Origin of the sequence: Aliirhizobium smilacinae, from assembly GCF_006335145.1 — a bacterium.
GTDB lineage: Bacteria > Pseudomonadota > Alphaproteobacteria > Rhizobiales > Rhizobiaceae > Neorhizobium > Neorhizobium smilacinae.
In genome coordinates this window covers 1-25149 of sequence record NZ_VDMN01000004.1, presented here as the reverse complement: position 1 = coordinate 25149, position 25149 = coordinate 1, and the positions used below count along the sequence as shown (strand labels likewise).

General features: G+C 59.1%; 23 protein-coding genes and 1 pseudogene. 13 read left to right on the top strand and 11 right to left on the bottom strand.

Annotated features, from left to right (window positions below):
• The first annotated feature begins 326 nt into the window (after positions 1 to 326).
• Positions 327 to 1823 (top strand): NAD(P)H-hydrate dehydratase, encoded by a 1497-nt coding sequence (locus FHP24_RS18040; RefSeq protein ID WP_139677635.1) that lies wholly within the window; start codon positions 327 to 329, stop codon positions 1821 to 1823.
• Here FHP24_RS18040 and FHP24_RS18035 read toward each other — a convergent pair.
• Together FHP24_RS18035 and uvrA are read right to left on the bottom strand one after the other, a co-directional pair.
• Positions 1820 to 2623, bottom strand: a complete 804-nt coding sequence (locus tag FHP24_RS18035; protein ID WP_139677634.1) for a DUF72 domain-containing protein — start codon at positions 2621 to 2623, stop codon at positions 1820 to 1822. The two genes, FHP24_RS18040 and FHP24_RS18035, sit on opposite strands and share 4 nt — an antisense overlap.
• A gap of 28 nt (positions 2624 to 2651) precedes the next feature.
• Positions 2652 to 5573, bottom strand: a complete 2922-nt coding sequence (gene uvrA, locus FHP24_RS18030) for an excinuclease ABC subunit UvrA (RefSeq protein WP_139677969.1) — start codon at positions 5571 to 5573, stop codon at positions 2652 to 2654.
• A 282-nt stretch (positions 5574 to 5855) separates the two neighbouring features.
• On the opposite strand from uvrA, the gene FHP24_RS18025 reads away from it, so the two are divergent.
• Both FHP24_RS18025 and FHP24_RS18020 read left to right on the top strand, forming a co-directional pair.
• Positions 5856 to 6428, top strand: a complete 573-nt coding sequence (locus tag FHP24_RS18025) for a single-stranded DNA-binding protein (protein ID WP_139677633.1) — start codon at positions 5856 to 5858, stop codon at positions 6426 to 6428.
• A 61-nt stretch (positions 6429 to 6489) separates the two neighbouring features.
• Positions 6490 to 6756, top strand: coding sequence for a hypothetical protein (locus tag FHP24_RS18020; RefSeq protein WP_139677632.1), 267 nt, complete (start codon positions 6490 to 6492; stop codon positions 6754 to 6756).
• 21 nt (positions 6757 to 6777) lie between these two features.
• Here the strand turns inward: FHP24_RS18020 and FHP24_RS18015 are convergent.
• Positions 6778 to 7920: pseudogene (locus tag FHP24_RS18015) on the bottom strand (HPP family protein).
• Positions 7921 to 8027: 107 nt separating this feature from the next.
• The gene (locus FHP24_RS18010) at positions 8028 to 8657 is read right to left on the bottom strand and encodes a MarC family protein (protein WP_139677631.1); all 630 of its coding nucleotides are present in this window, start codon (positions 8655 to 8657) and stop codon (positions 8028 to 8030) included.
• 225 nt (positions 8658 to 8882) lie between these two features.
• On the opposite strand from FHP24_RS18010, the gene gyrA reads away from it, so the two are divergent.
• Entirely contained in the window at positions 8883 to 11717 is a 2835-nt protein-coding gene (gene gyrA / locus FHP24_RS18005) for a DNA gyrase subunit A (protein ID WP_139677630.1), read from the top strand.
• Between the two features lie 318 nt (positions 11718 to 12035).
• Here the strand turns inward: gyrA and FHP24_RS18000 are convergent, their stop codons facing one another.
• Complete coding sequence (locus FHP24_RS18000) at positions 12036 to 12215, bottom strand: hypothetical protein (protein ID WP_139677629.1); 180 nt, start codon at positions 12213 to 12215, stop codon at positions 12036 to 12038.
• A 414-nt stretch (positions 12216 to 12629) separates the two neighbouring features.
• Between FHP24_RS18000 and coaD the strand changes: the two genes are divergently transcribed.
• The 6 genes from coaD (at position 12630) to FHP24_RS17970 (ending at position 17161) form a co-directional block, all read left to right on the top strand.
• Positions 12630 to 13124 (top strand): pantetheine-phosphate adenylyltransferase, encoded by a 495-nt coding sequence (gene coaD / locus FHP24_RS17995; protein ID WP_139677628.1) that lies wholly within the window; start codon positions 12630 to 12632, stop codon positions 13122 to 13124.
• 25 nt (positions 13125 to 13149) lie between these two features.
• Positions 13150 to 13719 (top strand): peptidylprolyl isomerase, encoded by a 570-nt coding sequence (locus tag FHP24_RS17990; RefSeq protein ID WP_139677627.1) that lies wholly within the window; start codon positions 13150 to 13152, stop codon positions 13717 to 13719.
• Positions 13720 to 13783: 64 nt separating this feature from the next.
• Positions 13784 to 14293 (top strand): peptidylprolyl isomerase, encoded by a 510-nt coding sequence (locus FHP24_RS17985; protein WP_139677626.1) that lies wholly within the window; start codon positions 13784 to 13786, stop codon positions 14291 to 14293.
• An 82-nt stretch (positions 14294 to 14375) separates the two neighbouring features.
• Positions 14376 to 15458 (top strand): tRNA preQ1(34) S-adenosylmethionine ribosyltransferase-isomerase QueA, encoded by a 1083-nt coding sequence (queA, locus tag FHP24_RS17980; protein WP_139677625.1) that lies wholly within the window; start codon positions 14376 to 14378, stop codon positions 15456 to 15458.
• Positions 15459 to 16592: a tRNA guanosine(34) transglycosylase Tgt gene (tgt, locus tag FHP24_RS17975; protein WP_139677624.1), complete on the top strand. Its 1134-nt coding sequence runs from the start codon at positions 15459 to 15461 to the stop codon at positions 16590 to 16592.
• Positions 16593 to 16606: 14 nt separating this feature from the next.
• A complete protein-coding gene (locus FHP24_RS17970; protein ID WP_246091826.1) occupies positions 16607 to 17161 on the top strand; it encodes a regulatory protein RecX in 555 nt (184 codons plus the stop codon).
• Positions 17162 to 17219: 58 nt separating this feature from the next.
• On the opposite strand, the gene FHP24_RS17965 is transcribed toward FHP24_RS17970, so the two are convergent.
• On the bottom strand, positions 17220 to 17645 hold the full coding sequence (locus FHP24_RS17965) for a DUF4864 domain-containing protein (protein WP_139677623.1): 426 nt from the start codon (positions 17643 to 17645) through the stop codon (positions 17220 to 17222).
• A 217-nt stretch (positions 17646 to 17862) separates the two neighbouring features.
• On the opposite strand from FHP24_RS17965, the gene FHP24_RS17960 reads away from it, so the two are divergent.
• The 3 genes from FHP24_RS17960 to FHP24_RS17950 all read left to right on the top strand — a co-directional run bounded on the left by FHP24_RS17960 (position 17863) and on the right by FHP24_RS17950 (position 20269).
• On the top strand, positions 17863 to 19008 hold the full coding sequence (locus FHP24_RS17960) for an MFS transporter (RefSeq protein ID WP_180356047.1): 1146 nt from the start codon (positions 17863 to 17865) through the stop codon (positions 19006 to 19008).
• Positions 19009 to 19144: 136 nt separating this feature from the next.
• Positions 19145 to 19729: a J domain-containing protein gene (locus tag FHP24_RS17955; RefSeq protein WP_139677621.1), complete on the top strand. Its 585-nt coding sequence runs from the start codon at positions 19145 to 19147 to the stop codon at positions 19727 to 19729.
• 48 nt (positions 19730 to 19777) lie between these two features.
• Positions 19778 to 20269, top strand: a complete 492-nt coding sequence (locus tag FHP24_RS17950; RefSeq protein WP_139677620.1) for a GNAT family N-acetyltransferase — start codon at positions 19778 to 19780, stop codon at positions 20267 to 20269.
• A 21-nt stretch (positions 20270 to 20290) separates the two neighbouring features.
• Here the strand turns inward: FHP24_RS17950 and FHP24_RS17945 are convergent, their stop codons facing one another.
• The 5 genes from FHP24_RS17945 to FHP24_RS29235 all read right to left on the bottom strand — a co-directional run bounded on the left by FHP24_RS17945 (position 20291) and on the right by FHP24_RS29235 (position 24958).
• Positions 20291 to 20809, bottom strand: a complete 519-nt coding sequence (locus FHP24_RS17945; protein WP_139677967.1) for a YidB family protein — start codon at positions 20807 to 20809, stop codon at positions 20291 to 20293.
• Positions 20810 to 21326: 517 nt separating this feature from the next.
• A complete protein-coding gene (gene msrA, locus FHP24_RS17940) occupies positions 21327 to 22037 on the bottom strand; it encodes a peptide-methionine (S)-S-oxide reductase MsrA (protein WP_139677619.1) in 711 nt (236 codons plus the stop codon).
• Between the two features lie 10 nt (positions 22038 to 22047).
• Complete coding sequence (locus FHP24_RS17935) at positions 22048 to 24003, bottom strand: cytochrome c biogenesis protein DipZ (protein ID WP_139677618.1); 1956 nt, start codon at positions 24001 to 24003, stop codon at positions 22048 to 22050.
• 18 nt (positions 24004 to 24021) lie between these two features.
• Complete coding sequence (gene msrB / locus FHP24_RS17930; RefSeq protein ID WP_139677966.1) at positions 24022 to 24510, bottom strand: peptide-methionine (R)-S-oxide reductase MsrB; 489 nt, start codon at positions 24508 to 24510, stop codon at positions 24022 to 24024.
• Positions 24511 to 24826: 316 nt separating this feature from the next.
• Positions 24827 to 24958 carry a hypothetical protein gene (locus FHP24_RS29235; RefSeq protein ID WP_281287461.1) on the bottom strand — a complete coding sequence of 44 codons (132 nt, stop codon included), beginning with the start codon at positions 24956 to 24958 and terminating at the stop codon, positions 24827 to 24829.
• Positions 24959 to 25149: the final 191 nt, after the last annotated feature.

Sequence of the window (25149 nt, the reverse complement as noted above, 5' to 3'; positions counted from 1 at the left end):
CTTCTCCCCGTGGCAGGTCCCAGACCCGCTCGGCCATGCCAATGCAGATATCGTGCCAAACTAATGTTGGACTTTCAAAAGGATATTCTCCTTTTGCACGTATTCCTCGCGGTTTCCATGCCGGAAAGCCCCGTCAGCGCTCGACTCGTGACGATTTCGATGCGGGATGACGCCGCAGTGGTCTATTTTGTGACAAATTTGCGAAATTTTGGCTCTCGCCTATAGGGTGTAGAGTTGCTTAATAATTGTGCAAATGATGAAATTGAAGCCTTTCTTGCGTTGCCGGCGCAGCTTGTGTTTTCTATTGCTCTGAGGTCAATTGCAGTATGGCTCAAATTCCATCCTATCTTCTGCTGACGTCGAATGAAATGGCTTTTGCCGACGGCATGGCGGCGCAATCGGGAATTCCCTCTTTCGATCTCATGATCCGCGCCGGACACGCGGTTGCCGCGGCTGCACTGTCCCGTTTCCCTGAAGCCCTGCGCTTTACGGTTCTTTGCGGACCGGGAAACAATGGTGGAGATGGATATGTTGCAGCGCGCGTGCTTGCGGCTGCTGGCGGCCGCGTGGCGGTGTTTGCCTTGGGTGACACCGCAAGGCTCAACGGCGATGCGAGATTGGCTTTCGAGGCCTGGGATGGGGGTGTTGCTCCGCTCGAGGAATTCGAGCCACTGGCCGGTGACATCGTTATCGACGCGCTTTTCGGCGCGGGTCTGTCACGTGATGTGCCGCCTGAGGTGGGGAAGGTGATTGCCGCGGTGGCCAAGGCTGCCGTGCCGGTCCTGGCGGTCGATCTGCCTTCGGGCCTGAACGGACGCAGCGGCAATATTCTCGAGGCAGCTTTCAAGGCAGATTGCACCATCACCTTCATGGCGAGGAAGCCGGGCCATCTGCTGCTTCCCGGCCGGTCTCTTTGTGGAGACATCGAGGTTGCCGACATCGGCATCCCGGGTCGCATCATTGAGGCTGCGGCCGGGTTGCTTGCCGAAAACCTGCCGGAGATCTGGTCCGGGCTGCTGCCGATCGCCGGTTCGGACAGTCATAAATACAGGCGAGGGCACTTGGTCGTTTTCTCCGGCGAGGCCTCGAAAACAGGGGCGGCGAGGCTTTCTGCGCTTGCCGGCCTGAAGACCGGAGCGGGTCTTGTTACCGTTGCGTCGCCCGCGGATGCGATGGCGGCCAATGTCGCTCATCTGACGGCCGTGATGCTGAGACAGATAGAGACCGAGATGGAACTGAACGAATGGCTGGATAGCGCCAGGCTTTCAGCCTTTGTCCTCGGTCCCGGCTTCGGCATCGGAAATCGCGCCCGAGACTTCGTTCTGGCATTGAAAAACATGCCGCTGGTGCTGGACGCCGATGGCATAACGTCATTCAAGGATGATCCCGCAGCGCTGTTCGAAGCTTTCGCAGACGGAAAGGTGCGGCTGGTGCTCACGCCGCATGAGGGAGAATTCGGCCGGCTTTTTCCGGACCTTGCGGCGGACGAGAGCTTGAGCAAGGTCGACAAGGCATTGAAAGCAGCCGAGCGCGCCCATGCGGCAATCGTTTACAAAGGGGCGGATACCGTGATTGCCTCGCCGGATGGCCGTGCGATGATCAACACCAATGGTCCGCCCTGGCTTGCGACGGCAGGATCAGGAGATGTGCTGGCTGGAATGATCGGCGCCTTGCTGGCGCAGGGAATGCCGGCCTTCGAAGCGGCGGCCGCGGGCGTCTATCTGCACGGAGAGGCCGCCACTATCGCAGGACCGGGGATGACGGCAGAGGATCTTGCCGAACAGGCCGGCCAGGCCATGGCCGACCTAAGCCGGTCTCGTTAGCCGACCAATTGCTGCATGGCGATCGCGCCCTGCGGGGCATTGACCTTGCCCTCGTGGATGAAGAAGGCGAATACCTCGCGAGGCGATTCTTTGACCTTTCGCTTTTCGTCGACCAGCGGAAGGTCTTCCGGGACGCCACCCTTGGCCCAGGTGGTGAGCCTTTTCGCCCACGCATTCATGTCCGCATCGGCATAACAGGTCGGAATGTCGTCCGAGCCTTTTTGCAGCCGCGCGTAAACGAAATCGGCCGTGACGTCCGCGATCATCGGATAATCGAAATGTTCGGCGCAGACCGGTGCGATATTGTATTTTTCGAGAAGTTCGACGAATTCCGGCACCTTGAAACTGTCGTGGCGCACTTCGACGACATGCCGCAATGGCAGGCCTTCGAGCGTGTTCGGCAGCAACTTCAGAAATGCCTCGAAATCCTCGGGCTCGAACTTCTTGGTGGGCGCGAACTGCCAAAGTAGGGGGCCGAGATGGTCTCTCAGCTCCACCAATCCCTGGCTCAGGAACTTTTCGATGGATTCGCCGGCATCGGCCAAAACCTTGCGGTTGGTGGTGAAACGGCTGGCCTTGAGCGAGAAGATGAAACCGTCCGGCACTTCCGACGCCCACTTCGCAAAAGTCTCGGGTTTCTGCGAACCGTAATAGGTTCCGTTCACCTCGATCACCGAAAGCTTGCTCGATGCATATTCGAGCTGCCGCTTCTTTGTCAGCTTGTCGGGATAAAACGTGCCTTCCCAAGGCTCGAAGGTCCAGCCACCGATACCGGTGCGGATTGTGCCGCTCTTGCTCATCTCACCCTCCAAAGAATTGAACCGTCGGTTATTCGGCAGCCTCGACCTTTTTTGCCGGCCGGCGCTCCAGAAGATCCTTGAGGAACTGGCCGGTATAGGACCGCTTTTCCTTGACGATCTGTTCCGGCGTACCCTGCGCGACGATCTCGCCGCCGCCTGTGCCACCTTCCGGGCCGATATCGATGATCCAGTCGGCCGTCTTGATGACTTCCAGATTGTGCTCGATGACGACGACGGAATTGCCCTGGTTGACCAGTTCCTGCAGCATTTCCAGAAGTTTCGCGACGTCATGGAAATGCAGGCCGGTCGTCGGCTCGTCGAGAATGTAGAGCGTGCGGCCGGTCGAGCGTTTCGACAGCTCCTTGGCAAGCTTGACACGCTGTGCCTCGCCACCCGAAAGCGTATTGGCCTGCTGGCCGACCTTGATGTAGCCGAGGCCGACTTCGAACAGAGCCTGTAGCTTGTCGCGCACGGCAGGGACCGCGGAGAAGAATTCGACACCTTCCTCGACCGTCATGTCGAGCACGTCGGCGATCGACTTGCCCTTGAAATGTACGTCGAGCGTCTCGCGATTGTAACGCTTGCCGTGGCAGACGTCACAGGTGACATAGACATCCGGCAGGAAGTGCATCTCGATCTTGATGACGCCATCGCCCTGGCAGGCTTCGCAGCGGCCGCCCTTGACGTTGAACGAGAAACGGCCGGGCGCATAACCACGCGCCTTGGCTTCCGGCAGGCCTGCGAACCAGTCGCGGATCGGCGTGAAGGCGCCGGTATAGGTGGCCGGGTTGGAGCGTGGCGTGCGGCCGATCGGCGACTGGTCGATATCGATGACCTTGTCGATATGCTCGAAGCCGTCGATGCGGTCGTGTTCGGCCGGGATTTCGCGAGCGCCCATGACGCGGCGTGCCGCCGATTTGTAAAGCGTTTCGATCAGGAAGGTGGACTTGCCGCCGCCCGAAACGCCGGTAACCGCCGTGAACACACCGAGCGGCACGGCTGCCGTGACATTCTTCAGGTTGTTGCCGCGCGCGCCAACGACCTTGATTTCCTTCCCCTTCTTGGGCTTGCGGCGTTCGGTCGGCACGGCAACGCCGAGTTCGCCCGACAGATATTTGCCGGTTATCGACTTCGGATTGGCCATGACCTGCTGAGGCGTACCCTCGGCGATAACTTCGCCGCCATGGATGCCGGCCGCAGGGCCGATATCGACGACATAATCCGCCGTCAGGATCGCGTCCTCGTCATGCTCGACAACGATGACTGTGTTGCCGATGTCGCGAAGGTGTTTCAGCGTATCGAGCAAGCGCGCGTTATCGCGCTGGTGCAGGCCGATCGACGGTTCGTCCAGCACGTAGAGCACGCCCGTCAGGCCCGAGCCGATCTGCGAGGCAAGCCGGATTCGCTGGCTTTCGCCGCCCGAAAGCGTGCCGGAATTACGCGACAGGCTGAGATAGTCCAGACCGACATCGTTGAGGAACTGCAGTCGCTCGCGGATTTCCTTGAGTATGCGAACGGCGATTTCGTTCTGCTTGGCATTGAGATGTTCCGGCAGTGCGGAGAACCAGTCGCGTGCTACGCGGATCGACATCTCGGTGGTTTCGCCGATATGCAGCTTGTTGATCTTGACCGCCAGTGCTTCCGGCTTCAGGCGGTAACCGGCGCAGGCAGGGCAGGGGGCTGCCGACATGTAGCGCTCGATTTCCTCACGCGCCCATGCACTGTCGGTTTCCTTCCAGCGGCGCTCGAGGTTCGGCACGATGCCTTCGAAGTTTTTCGTCGTTTTGTAGGAGCGTGCACCGTCGGCGTAGTTGAATTCGATTTTTTCCTCAGTACCCTTCAGAATCGAATCCTGCGCCGCCTTGGACAGTTCGTCCCAACGGGTGGAGAGCTTAAAACCGAACACCTTGCCGAGGCCTTCGAGAGTCTGGTTGTAATAAGGCGAGGAGGATTTCGCCCAAGGGGCGATCGCACCATCGCGCAACGTGCGAGCCGGCTCGGGGACGATTAGATTGATATCCACCTTCTGCTGCGAGCCGAGACCGTCACAGGTCGGGCAGGCGCCGAACGGGTTGTTGAACGAGAAGAGGCGCGGTTCGATTTCCGAGATTGTGAACCCGGAAACAGGGCAGGCGAATTTTTCCGAAAACAGCACACGCTCATGGGTTTCGTTGAGCGATTTGTTGGCCGATCCGCCGGCCGCGGTTTCATTCGCGGGTAACGGCTTGTCGGCAAATTCCGCAACGGCAAGACCATCTGCAAGCTTCAGCGAGGTTTCGAGACTGTCCGCCAGACGCGCGGAAATGTCGGATCTCACGACAAGACGATCGACCACGACGTCGATATCGTGCTTGTATTTCTTGTCGAGGGCAGGGACGTCGGCAATTTCGTAGAACTGGCCATCGACCTTGACGCGCTGAAACCCCTTCTTCATCAGCTCGGCGAGTTCTTTCTTATACTCGCCCTTACGGCCGCGGATCATCGGCGCAAGGATGTAGAGGCGTGTTCCCTCTTCGAAGGCAAGCACTCGATCGACCATCTGACTAACCGTCTGGCTTTCGATCGGCAGGCCGGTTGCCGGCGAATAGGGAACGCCGACACGTGCGAAAAGCAGGCGCATGTAGTCGTAGATTTCGGTGACGGTGCCGACGGTCGAGCGCGGGTTTCGCGACGTCGTCTTCTGTTCGATCGAGATTGCCGGCGACAGGCCCTCAATCTGGTCGACATCCGGCTTCTGCATCATCTCCAGGAACTGGCGGGCATAGGCCGACAGGCTTTCGACATAACGCCGCTGACCTTCCGCATAGATCGTGTCAAAGGCGAGCGACGACTTGCCGGAACCGGACAGGCCGGTCATCACGATCAGCGAGTTGCGGGGCAGGTCGAGATCGATGCCCTTCAAATTGTGCTCGCGCGCACCACGTATGGAGATGGTCTTGAGTTCGCTCATCGTCATGCCTTTGGGAGAATTGAAGGCCCTTATGTAGTAACTCATCGGCGCCTGTCGAGACGAAACTGCCGCAACGCAAAACCGGTTCCGATTCGATTGACACGACTATAGGAATAAAATAGAACAAATAAAGAACAAAATATCCCGTGGCGCGTTCGAAATTAGATGTGGATTTTGCCTGTGGAATTAGCAGCCGCGAGGTCGCGCCATGCATGGCCTATGGTTTATGGTGCCACCATTGAATTTTGAGCTGCGGATCGCGGCGGAGAAAGTGAGAATATCATGGCAGGTAGCGTCAACAAGGTCATCCTGATCGGCAACGTGGGTGCGGATCCCGAAATTCGACGGACGCAGGACGGTCGCCCGATCGCCAACCTGCGCATCGCCACGTCGGAAAGCTGGCGTGACCGCAATTCCGGCGAGCGCAAGGAAAAGACCGAATGGCACACGGTCGTCGTGTTCAACGAAGGCTTGTGTAAGGTCATCGAGCAATATGTGAAGAAGGGCGCCAAGCTCTATATCGAAGGCGCACTGCAGACCCGCAAGTGGCAGGACCAGGCCGGCAACGACCGTTATTCGACGGAAATTGTGCTGCAGGGCTTCAACTCGACGCTGACCATGCTGGACGGCCGTGGCGAAGGTGGCGGTGACCGTGGCGGTCGCGGTGGCTCCAGCGACTTTGGTGGTGGCGGCGATGACTTCGGCGGCGGTTATGGCGGAGGCGGCAACGACTACGATCGCCCGCGTTCCGGCGGCCAGGGTGGCGGTCAGCCTGCTCGCGGCGGTGCCGGTGGCGGTGGCCAGACTTCAGGCGGGAATTTCTCCCGCGATCTGGATGATGATATCCCGTTCTGATGCAAAGGCGCCGCAAGGCGCCTTTCTCATATCCTGAAACATCCGGAACTGGGTTTATTTCATGAGTGACACCACCAATGTGCCGAGGCAGCCAGCGACGTGGAGGATCGTCCTGGCGGCCATCCTCGATTTCTTCACGATCTTCTGGGCCGCAGGCTTTTTCGTCGCGTCGACTTTCGGAGGCCGGACCGAAAACGGTTTCGCGCTCGATGGCGGCCCGGCATTCTTGTGTTTCGCGCTGATCGTCGCCTATTTCGTCGTGTTCAACAAATTTCTCGGCGGAACGATCTGGAAGCGGATTTTGAGGGCTAAACGGACCGATCGCTAGAGGCGATCGCGTCCGCGTCGGTCACCTTGCATTGGCATCTGCAAGCATAGCCACCAGAACGTCTGATTGGGACAGTATGCCGGCCAGCGTTTTGTCCTCGTTCAATACGGGGAGATAATGCAGGCCGTTTTCTGCGAACATGATGATGGCTTGCGCCAGAGGCATTTCCGGCCGAACCGTCTTGACGGGCGAAGTCATGATGGCGCTGACGGAGCCTTGCGGTGCGACGGTGCCGGAAAAAGCCAGCCGAACCCGTGCTGCGAAACCTTGCGCTTTGCCGGTCCAGTTCACCTTGTCGAACAAATCTGTTTGCGTGACGATGCCAACGACCTCGGCCTTCGGGTTGATGACCGGCAGAGCCTTGATGTGGTGCGAGCGCATCAGCTCCTGGGCTTTTTGCACAGGCGTTGTCGGTGAAACGGTGATGACGTCTCGCGACATGAAGCTGTTGCAATCAAGATCGCCGGCACGGCGGCGGTAGGAACGCAGTTAGGTGCGCCTCAAAATGGATTCGAGATCGTCCCGGTCTATGTCGAGAAACTCATCGTATTCCTTCAATACCTCGTCGAGATCTTCCGAGGAAAAGCCGATCCGCTGGATAGGGGCGGGGTCTCTAGTGCCATGGTCGACAGGCGCCTGCTTAACCCGGTGCGGATAACTGCGGCCTGTCAGATTGTTGAAAATCAGGGCTAGCGTGAGCAGAGCCAACGAATTGCCAAGCACGGGCCAGACAACGAAGCCATAACCGAGATCGTGAATGGCTGGGCCGCCGAGCACGGCCGTCAGCGCGATTGCGCCGCTTGGCGGATGCAGGCAGCGCAAGGTCATCATCAATCCGATCGCGACCCCGATTGCCCCGGCAGCCGCCAGGAACGGGTTGTCGATGAGTATCGCGGCAACGACACCGACAAGGGCTGCCACCGTATTGCCGCCAAGGATTGACCACGGCTGGGCAAGCGGGCTGGCGGGAACCGCAAAAAGCAGAACAGCCGACGCGCCCATCGGGGCTATGATTGCGGGAAGTGCCGGGCCTAGGCCGACGGCAAGGCTTCCGATCAACGCGGTGACCAATATGCCGACAAGCGCACCAATCGAGGCACGCAACCGTTCCCTCTTGCTGACCGACGGAGTTTCGGGTCGCAGCCGGCGCAAGATGGATCGCATCGGTATGTCCTCAATCAGGCAACAATATCCGCGTTCTCGGGCGGCAGCGCCTGCTTCTATCAGAAGCGGCTGATTTGTCGTCTGTCAAAATATCGATACCGGAGTTCTTAAAGATCGAATGCCGCGCGAACACCATCGACGACGAACTGTACCGAAAGAGCGGCGAGGATAACGCCGAGAAGTCGTGTCAGGATCGCCCTGCCGGTCACGCCCAGGATGCGATCCAGTCTTTCCGCAAGCAACAGCGTCACGAAAAGAATGACCATCATCAAAGCGATGACGGAGATCAGCAGTGCACGGTCGAATGCGGTGGTGAACGTGCCGGCGAGCAGCACCGTGGCTGATATGGCGCCCGGTCCAGCGATCAGGGGGATTGCCAGCGGAAATACCGCGAGATCGCGGATGTGGTCTATGGTGATCGCCACCTGCGAGGTCTTTTCCTTGCGTTCCTGCCGCTTCTCGAAAACCATTTCGAAAGAGATCCAGAACAGGAGCAGGCCGCCGGCGATGCGGAATGCTCCCATCGATATGCCGAGAAGACCGAGCACGCCGGCACCGAACAGCGCGAAGACGGTAAGGATGCCGAAGCCGATGATCGAGCCGCGCAGGGCGACCTGCTTGCGCTGCGCTGCGGTCATGCCGATCGTCAGGCCGAGGAAAACCGGAGCGAGACCGGGTGGGTCCAGCGTCACCAGCATCGTCGTCATCGCGTTGATCAGCGCGTCGGCAGTCGCCATGTATATTTTCCCTGATGGTTCGAGTTCCTTGCGAACACGATGGATGATTGTTAGGACAGTCTCGGCTTAACGGGAAGTCACGACCTTTGCCGCGCTTGCGGCGATGGACAAAGTCTTGCCGTGAATGGCGTCGAAAGCTGTTCAAAACGCTTGCGGAAATTGGCGCTCGTTATCTCTTTCCGCTATAAAAATGCAACTGATTCCGTACAGAGATCGTGATCCGATTTGACTGAGCAAAGCACACCCGGCGGCGGAAAGCTGCCACCAGGCATCGAACCCATTTCCATTATAGAGGAAATGCAGCGCTCCTATCTCGACTACGCCATGAGCGTGATCGTCAGCCGCGCGCTTCCCGATGTTCGTGACGGCCTGAAGCCGGTTCATCGCCGCATTCTCTACGGGATGAACGAGCTGGGGCTCGACTGGAACAAGAAATACGTGAAAAGCGCCCGTGTCACCGGTGACGTGATGGGTAAATACCATCCGCACGGCGACTCGGCGATCTACGATGCGCTGGCCCGTATGGCGCAGGACTGGTCGCTGCGCATGCCGCTGATCGACGGTCAGGGCAATTTCGGCTCGATCGACGGTGATCCGCCAGCGGCTCAGCGTTATACCGAGTGCCGTCTGGAGAAGGTCGCGCACGCGCTTCTCGACGACCTCGACAAGGAAACCGTCGATTTCCGCGACAACTACGACGGCACGATGTCGGAACCTGTTGTGGTTCCGGCAAAGTTCCCGAACCTGCTGGTCAATGGCGCGGGCGGTATCGCCGTCGGCATGGCCACCAACATTCCGCCGCACAATCTGGTCGAAGTCATCAACGGCTGTATCGCGCTGATCGAAAATCCGGCGATCGATCTGCCGGAAATGATGGAGATCATTCCGGGTCCGGATTTTCCGACCGGCGCCATGATCCTCGGCAAGCACGGCATTCGTTCGGCCTACGAGACCGGTCGCGGCTCGGTGATGATGCGTGGCGTCGCCACGGTCGAGCCGATGCGCGGCGACCGCGAGCAGATCATCGTTACCGAAGTTCCCTACCAGGTGAACAAGGCGACGATGATCGAAAAGATGGCCGAACTGGTCAAGGACAAGCGTATCGAGGGCATTTCCGACCTTCGCGACGAATCCGACCGCCAGGGCTATCGCGTCGTCATCGAACTGAAGCGCGATGCCAACGCAGACGTCATTCTCAACCAGCTTTACCGCTACACGCCGCTGCAGACCTCGTTCGGCTGCAACATGGTGGCGCTCAACGGCGGCAAGCCGGAACAGCTGACGCTGCTCGACATGCTACGCGCCTTCGTCTCGTTCCGCGAGGAAGTCGTCAGCCGTCGGACGAAATACCTTCTGCGCAAGGCGCGCGATCGCGCCCACGTCTTGGTCGGTCTGGCGATTGCGGTTGCCAACATTGATGAAGTCATCGCCCTGATCCGTCGCGCGCCCGATCCGGCGACCGCCCGCGAACAGCTGATGACCCGCCGCTGGCCGGCGCACGACGTCGAAACACTGATCCGTCTGATCGATGATCCGCGCCACAAGATCAACGAGGACGCGACCTACAATCTTTCCGAAGAGCAGGCCCGCGCCATACTCGAACTGCGTCTGGCCCGCCTGACGGCACTCGGCCGCGATGAAATCGCCGACGAGTTGAACAAGATCGGTGCCGAAATCAGCGACTATCTCGACATTCTGTCGTCGCGCATCCGCATTCAGACGCTGGTCAAGGACGAGCTCGCCGCCGTTCGCGACGAGTTCGGTACGCCGCGTCGCACGCAGATACTCGATGCCGGCCTCGACATGGACGATGAAGACCTCATCGCCCGCGAAGACATGGTCGTCACGGTTTCGCATCTCGGCTATATCAAGCGCGTGCCGCTGGCGACCTATCGCGCCCAGCGTCGCGGCGGCAAGGGCCGCTCCGGCATGGCAACGCGCGACGAGGATTTCGTCAGCCGTCTGTTCGTGGTCAACACCCACACGCCGGTGCTGTTCTTCTCCTCGCGTGGTATCGTCTACAAGGAAAAGGTCTGGCGCCTGCCGATCGGCACGCCGCAATCGCGCGGCAAGGCCCTGATCAACATGCTGCCGCTCGAAGCCGGCGAACGCATCACCACCATCATGCCGCTGCCCGAGGACGAAACATCCTGGGAAAACCTTGATGTGATGTTCTCGACGACCCGCGGCACGGTTCGCCGCAACAAGTTGTCGGATTTCGTCCAGGTCAACCGCAACGGCAAGATTGCCATGAAGCTCGAGGAAGAGGGCGATGAAATCCTTTCCGTCGAGACCTGCACCGCGCCGAACCACGATCTCGACATTCCAGGTGACGACGTTCTGCTGACGACGGCGCTTGGTCAGGCGATCCGCTTCCCGGTCGATGAAGTCCGCGTCTTTGCGGGCCGCAACTCGATCGGCGTGCGCGGCATTTCACTGGCCGACGGCGACCGCATCATCTCGATGACGATTGTCGGTCACGTCAATGCCGAGCCATGGGAACGCGCTGCCTATCTGAAGCGCTCAGCCGCCGAACGGCGTGCGGCCGGCGTCGATGAAGAGGATATCGCTCTCGTCGGTGAGGAAGTGGTCGAAGAAGGACAGCTGTCCGACGAACGCTACGAATACCTCAAGGCCCGCGAACAATTCGTTCTGACGGTTTCCGAAAAGGGTTACGGCAAGCGCTCGTCTTCCTACGATTTCCGCACTTCGGGACGCGGCGGCAAGGGTATCCGTGCCACCGATACCTCGAAGACTTCGGAAATCGGCGAACAGGTTGCTGCTTTCCCGATCGAGGAAAAGGACCAGATCATGCTCGTCTCCGATGGCGGCGTATTGATCCGCGTACCGGTAGACGGCATTCGTATCGCCAGCCGTGCGACCAAGGGCGTCACAATCTTCTCGACAGCCAAGGATGAGAAGGTGGTTTCCGTCGAACGTATCAGCGAGCCGGAAGGCGAAGAGGAAAACGGCGTTGAGGGCGAAGAGTCCACAGTCGATGCTGCAGATGCTGGTCCGACGGCTGGTGAGACACCTGAAGGTGACGACAGCGGCGCGTAAGGCGCGCCGCTTCTTTTCCGCCCGAAATATCAGGATCCATCCTGAAGCAAGACATGAAAAAAGCCGGAGAACATGTTCTCCGGCTTTTTGAATTTGTCATACCTGTCGATCTTGTGGCGACTTCGAACCTTAATGGCTCAAACCTGCCCGATGCCTAGAATGGGCGTCGGCGGGCAAAATCTTCCAAATCCCTATGCTCGCGGTGAAGCTCGGAGATTGTGTAGGCCACAGATAGGACGGACATGCTGCTGATAAAGGCTGCAAGTAATGTCAACGTCGCTAACATGGCTCACCATTCGGCTCTTCGCCGGTTCGATATCAATAGTAGGAAACGTCGTGGTACCGACCGGTTACCTGCGAGTAGTTCATCTCGGAAGAATCGGGCTTGCTCTGATAGAGCGTGACCGTTGCCGTCAGCATCACTGCGATCATCGACGTCCAGACGACGTTGATCATGGTGACCTTGTCGAGCATCATCGGGTTCTTCTTGGTAAACATCTCCGCATTCCTTCTTACTGGCCTGTTTGCGACGAGCGCTGACAGGTTCCACCGCATTTTGAGAGAAACTTAACCTATCGCCTCTGAAGCCTCCCTGAAGGGGTTGTTCATCTGGCGTTCAGGTTTCTTACGCCTCAGGCATCGTCCTGACCGAGTGCGAAGAGCACTCCTTCGAGCATCAGCGCTGCAAAGACGGCGCACAGGACAATAACAACCAGCATCTGTTTCTCCATGAACGGACAGGAACCCCTGTCTCTGTCCGGAGTAAAACAAACCGCCGCTGAAACGACCTTGAATGGACCGTTCATCCGCCATTCACGGCGACGACTGCGGCTCGACCCTTGCAGAGAAGGGGCCGACGTGACAAAAGGCCGTTGAATCTCAACCGGCGAAGTCAGGGGCTGGGGCCTAGGCATGACAACTGCTTTCTACCCCGGATCTTTCGATCCGATGACGAACGGGCATCTCGACGTTCTGGTTCAGGCGCTGCAGGTGGCCGACCATGTGATCGTTGCGATCGGGGTTCATCCGGGCAAGACGCCGCTGTTTTCCTTCGAGGAACGCGCGGAATTGATCCGGGCATCCCTCAAAGACGCACTGCCGGAAAAAACAGCCAGCATAGACGTCGTCTCCTTCGACCGCCTCGTCGTCGATGCCGCCCGCGCCAATGGTGCCAAGCTCCTGATCCGCGGCCTGCGCGACGGGACCGATCTGGACTACGAGATGCAGATGGCCGGCATGAACCGCCAGATGGCGCCGGATGTGCAGACGGTGTTCCTGCCAGCGGGAACGGCCTCCCGGCCCATAACCGCCACATTGGTCCGTCAGATCGCGGCCATGGGGGGAGATGTGGCTGCTTTTGTGCCGCCGACCGTGCTCGCGGCCTTGAAATCAAGATTTGCGCGCTGATTTGTTCAGAACCACGGAGTTTCAAATGAAATTGCTTCACCTTGCCTTTGCCGGCCTGATTGCGCTGGCATCCATGATGACGCCGGCTCTGGCCGAAGATCAGTTCCTGACGATCCAGCTGAAGGATGGCCCTGTCGTCATCAAGCTGGCGCCCGAAGTGGCACCGAAACATGTGGCCCAGATCGAGGCTCTGGCTTCCAAGGGCGAATACGACAATGTCGTTTTTCACCGGGTGATCGAGGGCTTCATGGCACAGACGGGTGATGTCGAGTTCGGCAAGCAGGGCGGTGCGAAGTTCAATCCGCAGCGCGCCGGCATGGGTGGTTCGGAAATGCCCGACATCCAGGCCGAATTTTCCAAGGTACCGTTCAAGCGCGGGACCGTCGGCATGGCTCGCTCGCAGAGCCCGAATTCGGCCAATTCGCAGTTCTTCATCATGTTCGATGAAGGTCCGTTCCTGAACGGCCAGTATACGGTCGTCGGCCAGGTCGTGTCCGGCATGGAATTCGTTGACAAGATCAAGCGCGGCGCAGGCAGCAACGGTGAAGTCAGCAATCCCGACAAGATGATCAAGGTCACGGTCGGCAAGAAGTAAGAGCGCTCTGCGCCCCAATTCCTAAACCAGAGAAAAGCCTCGAAAGGCGAAAAAGGAGACGCACATGGCGGAGATCAAGGATCCCGAAAACACCCTCATCATGGAAACCACCAAGGGCAAGGTCGTGATCTCGCTGCTTCCTGATCTGGCACCGGGCCACGTTGCCCGCGTCAAGGAACTGGCCCGCGAAGAAGCCTATGACGGCGTTGTCTTCCACCGCGTCATCCCCGACTTCATGGCCCAGACAGGCGACGTCAAGTTCGGCAAGAAGGGCGGCGAAAGCTTCAACCCGTCACGCGCCGGCATGGGCGGCTCCGAAAAGCCGGACCTGCAGGCAGAATTCTCGGCCGTACCGCATGTCCGCGGCACCTGCTCGATGGCCCGTTCGCAGAGCCCGAACTCGGCCAACTCGCAGTTCTTCATCTGCTTCACCGACGCTCCCTGGCTGAACAAGCAGTACTCGGTCTGGGGCCAGGTCACCGAAGGCATGGACATTATCGATCTGATCAAGAAGGGCGAGCCCGTTCAGGATCCGGATTCGATCGTTTCGGTCCGCGTCGCTGCCGACGTCTGATTTGACCGTTTACCTTTGGCCCGCTCCGTCCCTTAAGGCGGGGCGGGCTTACGCATTTCAAGAACAGGCCTGAAAATACGTTATGCGCGTCGAACTTTTCGATTTCGATCTGCCGGAAGAAAACATCGCTCTGCGGCCCGCAAACCCGCGCGACAGCGCTCGGTTTCTTGTTGTGCGCCCGGAAGCAGAGCCCGTGCTGGCGGATCATCGGGTCTTTGAACTCCCCGATTTTCTCAAGCCCGGCGATGCGCTGGTGTTCAACGATACCAAGGTCATTCCGGCCCAGCTTGAAGGTATCCGGCACCGAGAAGGCGCCGGCGGCCAGCAGGTTTCTGCGACGCTGCATATGCGCACCGAACAGGATGTCTGGAAGGCCTTTGCCAAGCCCGGCAAGCGCATCAAGGTCGGCGACCGTATCGAATTCGGCCATGGGACGGAGACCTGCCTGCTCGGTTCGCTGATGGCGACGGTTGAAGAGAAAGGCGAGGGCGGCGAAGTCACCCTCCGATTCGATCTTTCCGGGCCGGCGCTCGATGAGGCGATCATGTCCGTCGGCCATATTCCGTTGCCGCCCTATATCGCCGCCAAGCGCGCGGAAGACGAAAAGGACCGGCAGGACTACCAGACCATCTATGCCCGCGAAGAAGGCGCAGTGGCCGCTCCGACCGCAGGACTGCATTTCACGCCCGATCTTTTTGCAAAGCTCGACGCCGCCAGCATCGAACGACATTTCGTTACCTTGCATGTCGGCGCCGGCACATTTCTGCCGATGAAGGTCGACGACACCGTCGATCACAAGATGCATCAGGAAATCGGCTACGTGAGCGCCGAGATTGCTGAAAGGCTCAACGCGGTGAAGGCGAGGGGCGGGCGTATCGTCTGCGTCGGCACCACCTCGTTGCGATTGATTGAGAGTGCAGCTTCGGAGGACGGGAAGATCCTGCCCTGGAGCGGCCCGACCGGCATCTTCATCACGCCCGGTTATCGCTTCAAGGCGGTGGACCTGCTGATGACCAATTTCCACCTGCCGAAATCCACCCTGTTCATGCTCGTCTCGGCCTTTTGCGGCTTGGAGACGATGAGGCATGCCTATGCCCACGCCATTCAGACAGGCTATCGTTTTTATTCCTATGGCGATTCCAGCCTGCTTTTCCGGAAAGACTAAATGAGCACCGAGAACTTCCAGTTCACCCTGAAAAAGACCGATGGCGGAGCACGTCTCGGTAAAGTGTCGATGCCCAGGGGCACGATCCGCACACCGGCCTTCATGCCTGTCGGCACCGTTGGCACGGTCAAGGCCATGTATCTGGATCAAGTGAAGGATACCGGCGCCGATATCATTCTCGGCAACACCTATCACCTGATGCTGCGCCCCGGCGCCGAGCGCGTCGCCCGACTTGGTGGCCTGCACAAGCTGATCCGTTGGGAACACCCGATCTTGACGGATTCGGGCGGTTTCCAGGTCATGTCGCTGTCGGGCTTGAGAAAACTTGACGAAAAGGGCGTAACCTTCAAGAGCCATATCGATGGCTCCCTGCATCATATGTCGCCGGAACGTTCGATCGAGATCCAGGGGCTGCTCGGCTCCGATATCCAGATGCAGCTCGACGAATGCGTGGCGCTGCCCGCAGAGCCGAAGGAAATCGAGCGGGCGATGGAACTGTCGCTGCGCTGGGCGGAACGCTGCCGGGTGGCCTTCGGTGAGCAGCCGGGCAAGGCGATGTTCGGCATCGTCCAAGGCGGCGACCAGCCGGCGCTGCGTATCCGCTCGGCCGAAGGCTTGAAACAGCTCGACCTCAAGGGTTATGCGGTCGGCGGTCTGGCCGTCGGTGAGCCGCAGGATGTCATGCTCTCCATGCTCGATACGACGCTTCCGGTCCTGCCGACCGAAAAGCCGCGTTACCTGATGGGCGTCGGCACGCCGGACGACATGCTGAAATCGGTCGCACGCGGCATAGACATGTTCGACTGCGTCATGCCGACCCGCTCGGGCCGTCATGGCCTTGCTTTCACCCGTCGCGGCAAGGTCAATCTGCGTAATGCCCGCCATGCGGAGGACATGCGTCCGCTGGACGAGGAATCGAGCTGCCCGGCGGCACGCGATTATTCCCGCGCCTACCTGCACCACCTGTGCCGCGCCGACGAGGCACTGGGCGGCATGCTGCTCTCGTGGAACAATCTGCATTATTACCAGGATCTGATGAAGGGCATCCGTCAGGCGATCGCCGAGGGCCGTTTCGCGGATTTCTATGCCGAGACCCAGGAAGCCTGGGCCAAGGGCGACATCGACAAGCTCTGAGGATTTTGGGCAGCGTGAGCGGCGAGGACGGACAGGATCAAGCCACCGGCGTTACCGCTCGCATGCTGAGCTGGGCGCGTAACTCCACGGTCTACCGGCTGTCACGCCGGATGATGTCGGAGCGAGAGCTGGCAGATGCCATCAGGCGCAAGGCAAAGCAGAAGTTCGAGGATATTCCTGAAGAAGACCTTCAGGTTCTGGTAGCGGCTGCACTCGAATGCGGCCGTGTCTTCGGTTGTCTGGACGACAAGGCATATGCCGAGACGAAGGTGCGTTCCGGTGTCAGAACAGGCCGTTCGCGGCGGATGCTGCAGCGGAAGTTGCATGAGAAGGGCATCGATTCCGACACGGCAGCGACCGCCCTTGAGGATATCGATGATTTTCATGCTGCCCTCGCGTATGTGAGGCGACGTGGCTTTGGGCCTTATCGTCGCGACATAGCCGATGACAAAAGGATTGTGAGGGAATTATCGTCACTGGCGCGCAATGGCTTCAGCCAGGAAGTATCTCGGCGGGTCATAGGGCTAAACAGAGACGAGGCGGATGAGATGATGGCGTCTGCCCATTGATTACGTCCATTCGCCTTGATCATTCCTGGATGACCCGGCCGGTAAATGCAGACGCTTTCTAAATGCCCGTACTTGTGGAATTTTTCATCATCCGGACTCCGTTTATCTTGTAGCTACCGTCATCCATCAGCCGCATTTCGTAAATCGCCGTCCAGTCCTTGCCGTCCGGGCCGGTGATCATCACTTCCTGAAACACCATCTCGCCCCCACCAACCAGTTTCGAGCGGCCGAAGGCATAGTTTCCGGCGTGGTAGACCGGCTCGTAGTTCTTCTTCACCATGGCGAAAAAGCTATCCTTGTCGGGATAGAGACCGCGGATATCCGGGGAGGCGAGTGCATAGGCTCGATCGGCATCCTCCGCCATCAGCGCATCGATCTGGGCCGAAATGATTGCCTGGGCTTCAGCGGCAGGATCTTCAGCATGGACAGGCAAGGCAAACGCAAACATCAGGAACGCAACGAGAGAAGAAAATCGTGCAGCCATCGGATGGTCTCCAGCAAGATATCCAAGGGTAGCGCTTTTTTGCCCGCGGGAAAGATGTGGTTTCGGCTTTTTCAGTCACTCCGGCGTCATCTTTGCGCGGCAGTAAGTTCGCGCGCCGTCCTTGCATGAACGCGCAGGGCAGGGTCCCGTCTTCGTCGGTTGTCGTCGATCCGTCCTGCTGCCACCAATGACACGACTGATTCGACCGGATATTTTGATGACCCTGCTGCCTCCGGCCTTGCTCTATTTCAGCAATGCCATTCTCTTCGTTTCCCTTTTCACCCGCCTTCCGTCCATCCAGGCCTCGCTGGAAATAGACAAGGCCGTTCTTGGACTTGCGCTGCTCAGCGCGCCGGTTGGAACATTTTTGGCATTGCCTTTGGCGGGGAGGGTCACCGATCGCCTGACGCCGCGGATGACCGCAATCGTCATGCTGCCGATCTGCGCGCTGCTGACCCCGCTTCTCACGCTCCTTCCGCTGCCCGGTTTCATTTTCTGCTTTTTTCTGTTCGGCTTTTTCCGGACGATTTTCGACGTCGCCGCGAACATGATTTCTGCGGGTATCGAGAGACGCACCGGCGTGAAAGTCCTCTCTCGTAGCCACGGTTTCTGGTCGGTCGGCTTGCTGGTCGGTTCTCTGGCGTCGGGGTTTCTGGCGGAGGAGGGCGTTTCATCGACCGTGCAGCAGAGCATGGCGGCCGGCATGGCTATTCTGGCCTGTCTGACAGTCTTCCTGCTTACCCCACCTGATCCTGCGCACGCGGCCCCTGCAGTGCGACGCTCTGCCTATGTTCTGCCGGACCGGACCATCCTCTTGATTTGCGTGATGGTCTTCGGCCTTTGCATCGTCGAGGGCGCGATCTATGACTGGGGCATCTTCTTCCTACGCGAGGAACTGCGTGTCGATCCGGCACTCGCCGGCACGCTTTATGCCGCCTTCACCGTCGGCATGGGGTTGACCCGAATGTTCGGCGACACGATGCGGGATCGCCTCGGTGCGATCATCCTGATCCGTCTTTCGGCGGTCGCGGTCGCGGTTGGCGTGATTCTGCTGGTCTCGACATCGGACTACATCTTTGCCGGTGCGGCACTTTTCCTGATCGGCTGCGGCATCGCACTGGCTTTTCCGCTCGCGGTGGCGACGACGATCGCGCTCGGTAAGGGCCAGACCTCCGAAAACCTGGCCGCATTGTCTCTGACGCTGATGTTGTCCACCATCGGCGTTCCGCCGCTGCTCGGCTTCATCGCCGAACATGTGAGCCTTTCAGCGACCTTCCTTGTGCTTCTGCCCTGCATTCTCGTCAGTTTCCTGATGGCCCCGGTCGCCGAAGGAAAGCGCCCGTTCCGCTTCAGAAAACAATAGCTGTGGGCAAGGCGGGCAGGGGCGACGAAACAGCTGAGCCGCGCCCATAATTGGCCATAAGAATGGGTAAGGGGTTGAGCCGTCGTGGCTTAACGCTTACGATTATGCATGTAATGCCGAAGACAGGTGACGCTCCTTGATCGACCCCTATGACATTCTGGGCCTTTCGCGAGAGGCTGACAGCGCGGCCGTGAAATCCGCCTACAGGAAGCGTGTGAAAACGGCCCATCCCGATACGGGTGGGGATACGGAGATGTTCGGCGACCTGAAGCTTGCCTATGAACTCCTGCTGGATCCGGTGCGCCGCAAGGTTTTCGACGATACAGGTTATGATCCCGAATTGGCTGATACAAAGGACTTGCAGGGTCTTGTCATCCTGGAGACACTCGTCAACGAGATGATCCTCGACGAGCGCGAGCCCGGCTCCTTCGATCCGGTTGCCTCGATGCGCCGCAAGCTGACCGATCGTATCGTCAGCGCAAGGTTCCATATTCTGGAGATGGAACGTCACCGCGCCCGCATTCGCAACCATATGGACCGCATGGGCCGCAAGCCGGGAACCGATGTACTCGGGCGCATGTTGAAGGCGCGCTCCGAAACGATAGGCGAGGCGATCAGAAAATCCGAAACGGAGATCAAGACGATCGAGCAGGCCTATGTCATGCTCGACGGCTACGCCTACGAGCTGGAGATCACCGAAGTGAAGGACGCCGCCGAATAATCGTGCGGCTCCATCCGGCGCCATCCTATCCGTTGGAGACTATTCGACATGTCGCTCACCATTCGCCCCGCCATGCGCGAGGACGCTGCAACTCTGCTCGGCTTCATCCGCGAACTGGCGATCTACGAAAAGGCTGAGCACGAGGTGGCGGCCACCGTCGAGACGATCGAGGAATCGATCTTCGGTCCCCGGTCGGTAACGCAGGCGCTGGTCTGCGAACGAGACGGGCAGGCGATCGGCATGGCGATCTGGTTCTTCAACTATTCCACATGGCAGGCCCGCAATGGGCTATATCTTGAAGATCTCTACGTGACGCCGAGCGCCCGTGGGCTGGGTGCCGGCAAGGCACTCTTGAAACGACTGGCCCATATTGCACTGAAAAACGGCTGCGGCCGTTTCGAATGGAGCGTGCTCGACTGGAACGAGCCGGCGATCAGGGTCTATGACGCAATCGGCGCCGAACCGCAGAAGGAATGGATCCGCTATCGGCTCACCGGAGATGCGTTGACCGTGTTCGCCGGTGAGCAGACAACGCGCTGAGCTGCGCCACGAGGCCGCTTCTCAGGCCGATCTGAACCCGTCGTCGTGTGGTACCTGACCATCCGGCGTCAGATCGTCCACCGCGCGCGGCAAATCCTTGCTCAGGCGCGAGAGGATTTCATCTCGCGACAGGCCGGTCTTTGTCGCGAGTTCGTCGAGCACATCCGGTCCTATCGCTTGCTCGAGCTGATCCCCGTCGATGTCCTCATTCGTGCCCGGGCTCACCCATGACTCGGCCTTCTCACCAAGTCCGTTCTGTTGAAACGTCTTCAAAAGGTCGCCCAGACCACCGCTGAGGATACCGCCCGATGTCAGGCCACCAAGGATGCCGCCAAGGCCGCCGGCGCCATTGCCACCCGTCAGCTTGCCCAACAGGTCGTCCAGGCCCCCCGTTTGCGCCGAAGTGTTGCCAGGCTCGGCATCTGTGCCTGCAGGTTGCGGCTTCTGTATTCCCCGCAGGACCTCTGCGATCTTGTCTCTGTTTTGATATCCGGCGACAGCCAGTACACCGAGTAATGCTTTAAGTTGACCACTCACCATGACCTTCTCCTCCACACCGTGAGCCCCATGAGAGGGGCGTCAATAAATCCCAATCAGCAGCGTTGAAACGGATGCTTATCCCGAACGTTCCTGCGTGGCCCGAAAAAACGGCGCTCAAAATTCAACGGTATCGGGTTGGACGAAACTCGACACATCGCCGTAGATTTGAACCACAACCACGCCCTCTCATTTAGGGCCACCTTATATGCATTTCATCGACTTCGCGATGTCTGTTTGCTATCCAGTGCGCAGGTATCGGAATGATCTCGCCACGCAGAGGCGCCCGTACCGATCCCCTACATCACCGCCAGCTTGCGGAACTTTTGACCCGACCAGGTGATCAGGTGTCGACGATCGGCAAGGGTGAGCTGCGAACAGCACCGAGATATCCAAGATCTTCAGCACGAAGCCACTGAAATCATTGGCATGCCGCTTCTAGAAGTAAAATGTATCCCAGCGCGGTCTGGAGGAATCGCCAGCGAGCCTGCAAGGCCCGCTGGCGAGCCACCTCTTTGACCTAATTCAAGCCCGCTGAAGCGACCAGCACAGGTTCTGCGCGATAGTCGGAGGCGAACAGTTTCTTCAGATGTTCGATCTTCGGCAGGTCGTTGTAGACGATATAAGGGTAGGTCGGGTTCTGCGTCAGAAAATCCTGATGATAGGCCTCTGCATTGTAAAAGGCGTGTCCCGGCTCGATCGTGGTGACAATGGCGGCGTCGAACAGTCGAGCCTTGTTGAGCTGGGCGATGTAGGCTTTGGCGACACGAGCCTGATCGTCATTGGCCGGAAAGATCGTCGACCGGTACTGCGTGCCGGTATCGGGTCCCTGGCGGTTTAGCTCGGTCGGGTCATGCGCCACGGAAAAGTAGATCTGCAACAGATGACCATAGGTGACCTTTTTGGGGTCGAATGTCACCTTCACGGCTTCCGCATGACCGGTGCGGCCGCTGCCGACCATTTCATACTGTGCTGTCTCCCTGGCGCCGCCGGCATACCCGGAGACCGCGTTGGTGACACCATTGACGTGCTGGAACACGCCCTGGACGCCCCAGAAGCAGCCGCCCGCGAATATTGCCGTCTCTGTTGCGGCGGAACCGGCAGCCAGGTCCACGGCCGGTGCCGGGATGGCTATGCCCTCCTGAGCCGACGCGCCGGATGCGCCCAGCGTCAAGCCGGATATCAGAAGTGCGGAACCCGCGAGCATTCCAAAAAACAGTCTGGTCTTCATGACAATATCCTCAGCCGAAGGTGAATGCGTAGGCTTCCGGACCTGCGTCGAGGAAGCGGATTTCGAATGTGTGGTCTTCTACCGGCCCGTTCTGGCGGATGAGCTGATAAAGGCGTTGCTCGGTGATCGTGCCTTTGCCGTCGGCATCGACATCCATGCCGTGATCAGTTCCTGGCGGCTTTCCGTCGATGGTAACCTCAAAGCGCACCGGCGTGCCATCCTTGCCGGTCCCGAGAACGAGGTGCAGATCACGGGCATGAAAGCGGTAATAAACGCTGCCGCCGCCATCGTTCAGGCTTGCATGCTCGGCGCCGACCGTCCAATTGCCGGTCAGCCCCCATTCATTGCGCCGAGGCCGTTCCTCGGCATAGAGGTGAGCGACATCGTTCTGGATATCGGTCTGCCCGATAAAGTTCTGGGCGCGTTCATAACCAACATAGGTTTCCGGCGACTGCACGTCGGCGCTGTCCGAAGCGGCCTGTGCGCCGCTGGCATTGACGGCCACCACGTCCCTTGCGACCTCGGTATTGCCGGCCTCGGCCAGCAGTTGCTGGATGACGCGCTCGGACTGGTCGTACTCACCCTCGCCAAAATGGTGGTAACGCACGCGGCCGTTGGCATCGATGAAATAATGTGCCGGCCAATACTGGTTGTTGAAGGCTCTCCAAATGGCATAATCGTTGTCGACTGCGACCGGATAACCGATGTCGAGATCGGTCGTTGCCTTCCTGACATTGTCGATACGCTTCTCGAAGGCGAATTCCGGCGAATGCACGCCGATCACCACCAGACCCTGATCATTGTATTTCTCTGCCCAGGCCCGAACGTAGGGAACGGCGCGCAGGCAGTTGATGCAAGAATAGGTCCAGAAATCGATGACGACGACCTTGCCTTTCAACTGATCCATCGTCAGCGGCGGCGAGTTCAGCCATTCCACGGCACCGAGCAGCGACGGCACTGTATTTTCGACCGGTAGGGTGGGGGCGGCGTTTTCCGGAGGCTTGCCCTGCATCATCATGGCATTTGAGCCGCCCATCATCATCATATTGGGATTGGCGCCAGCCATCGCCGGGGCGTTGCCTCGCATGGCGTCATTGCCGCCCTGCATCATCATCTGGGTGTTGCCGGCCATCATCGCGCCGCCAGCCTGCATGGCTTCGCCCTGCATCGCGTTCTTCGGCATGACCACAGAGGGCTGCATTGCCCCGCCGGGATTACCAGCCATGGACTGTGAGCGTTCGCCCTGCAGTTTGTCGATGAGGTTCTGCTCAAGCTTCGAGGTGCTCGCAAGCGATGCCTGCGTCAGAAAGCCTGTATCAAGCCCGAGGCCGATCGCTACCACCGCGACCAGAACCGCAACACCGAGGCCTCGACGGACCCATTCGCCAGCGCCAAGCGACCGCTTCATCGCCTGAAACACCCTCCCGCCGATCAGCAACGCAAACGCCAGCGAGGTGGCTGCTCCAAGCGCATAGGCGAGCAACAACAACGAGGTGCCGACATTCGCACCCTGAAGGGCTGCACCCGTCAGGATCAACCCGAGAACCGGCCCGGCGCAAGGTGCCCACAAAAGGCCCGTGGCAACACCCAGAACCAGCGAGCCGGCAACGACTGATCCTTTGCGAGTTTCCTGGTCCGCCGATTGAGACAGCCGTGCGCCGAGGGCGACCAGCGGTCGCGTCAGGCGTTCGGACAGCGATGGAAACAACAGGATGACGCCGAACACGGCAAGCAGCGCGATGGCCGCAAGCCGGCCGTATTCGTTGGCCTCGACGGCCCAGCCGCCACCGACGGCAGCAAGCGTCGCCACTCCAGCAAATGTCGCCGCCATGCCGATCAACATGGGCAAGGTGCTCTGAAGGAACGGTTTTCCGGCGCGGGCGAAGACGAAGGGCAGCACCGGCAGAATGCAAGGGCTGACAATGGTCAGCACGCCGCCGAGATAGGCGAGAAGGAAAAGCAGCATTTACCTGGTCCTTGTCGGTTACACCGACGCCGGGTGAAACTTGAGAGCAACGCCGTTCAGGCAATATCGCAGACCGGTGGGTTTCGGGCCGTCGTTGAAAACATGGCCAAGATGACCACCGCAGCGTCCGCAATGAACGGCGTTACGCACCATGCCGAAAGTCTTGTCCGAGGTGGTTCCGATCGTGTTGTCGAGAGGAGCCCAGAAGCTTGGCCAGCCGGTACCGCTCTCAAACTTGGTGGCCGAAGAAAAGGCCTCCTGATCACAGCCCGCGCAGGCAAAGTTGCCTTTGCGCACCTCATGCAGGAGCGGGCTGCTGTTGGGATATTCAGTACCTTCTTCCCGCAGCACCGAGAACTGGTCCGGCGTCAGCAGTTTGCGCCATTCCGCCTCCGTATGTGTCACCGCAAAATTGCCGGGTGGATTGGCAGCGCGGGCAATCGATGCAAAATGCACGGCGATCGCTCCAAAAGCTGCAGTCTTGAGAAGTCCGCGTCTGTTCACCACGTCCAAATCCTCCAATGAAACCTTACTTCCGTTAAATACGGAGATGAGGCAGGCAAAGTTACACCGATGAACGCACATATACGTGATCGTAGTGCAAGGATCGGCTCGAATTCGGGTTCTCTTATTGCGGAGCCTGCTGATACTACTGGATACCATTGCCGAAAGGCTGAAGCAGCACTCGAAATACGACTTCAAGGGACGTGATTTTGCGGGCAGGCATATCATGCAGGCAGTGACTTGGTATTTGCACAGTCCGCTGAGCTTCTGCTTCGCGCCGCAACGGTGACTGATGAATGTCCGGCGCTGCTTTTGACAGTCAAAGTCCTGCATCAACCATCCAGCCGCGCAGCGACACGCGCGACACTCGCAATCCATCGTGCTCAGCCAGCTTGCAGGTGATGCAGGCACCGATGATCGGCGAGGGGGTTCTGCGTATAACACCGGGCATGCCTAAATCTCGGAAACGAAAACACTGAAATCATTGACATGTCGCGCTTGAAACTAGAATGCACCCGTGCTGGTTCCAGATTGAATGCAACGCTGGTCGGAAATCTACACGCATCACTGTTCTAAAGCCAAGAGATGCCGGCTGAACATCTCCTTCGGCGTCTGAAACCCTAGGCACTTGCGCGGCGTGTC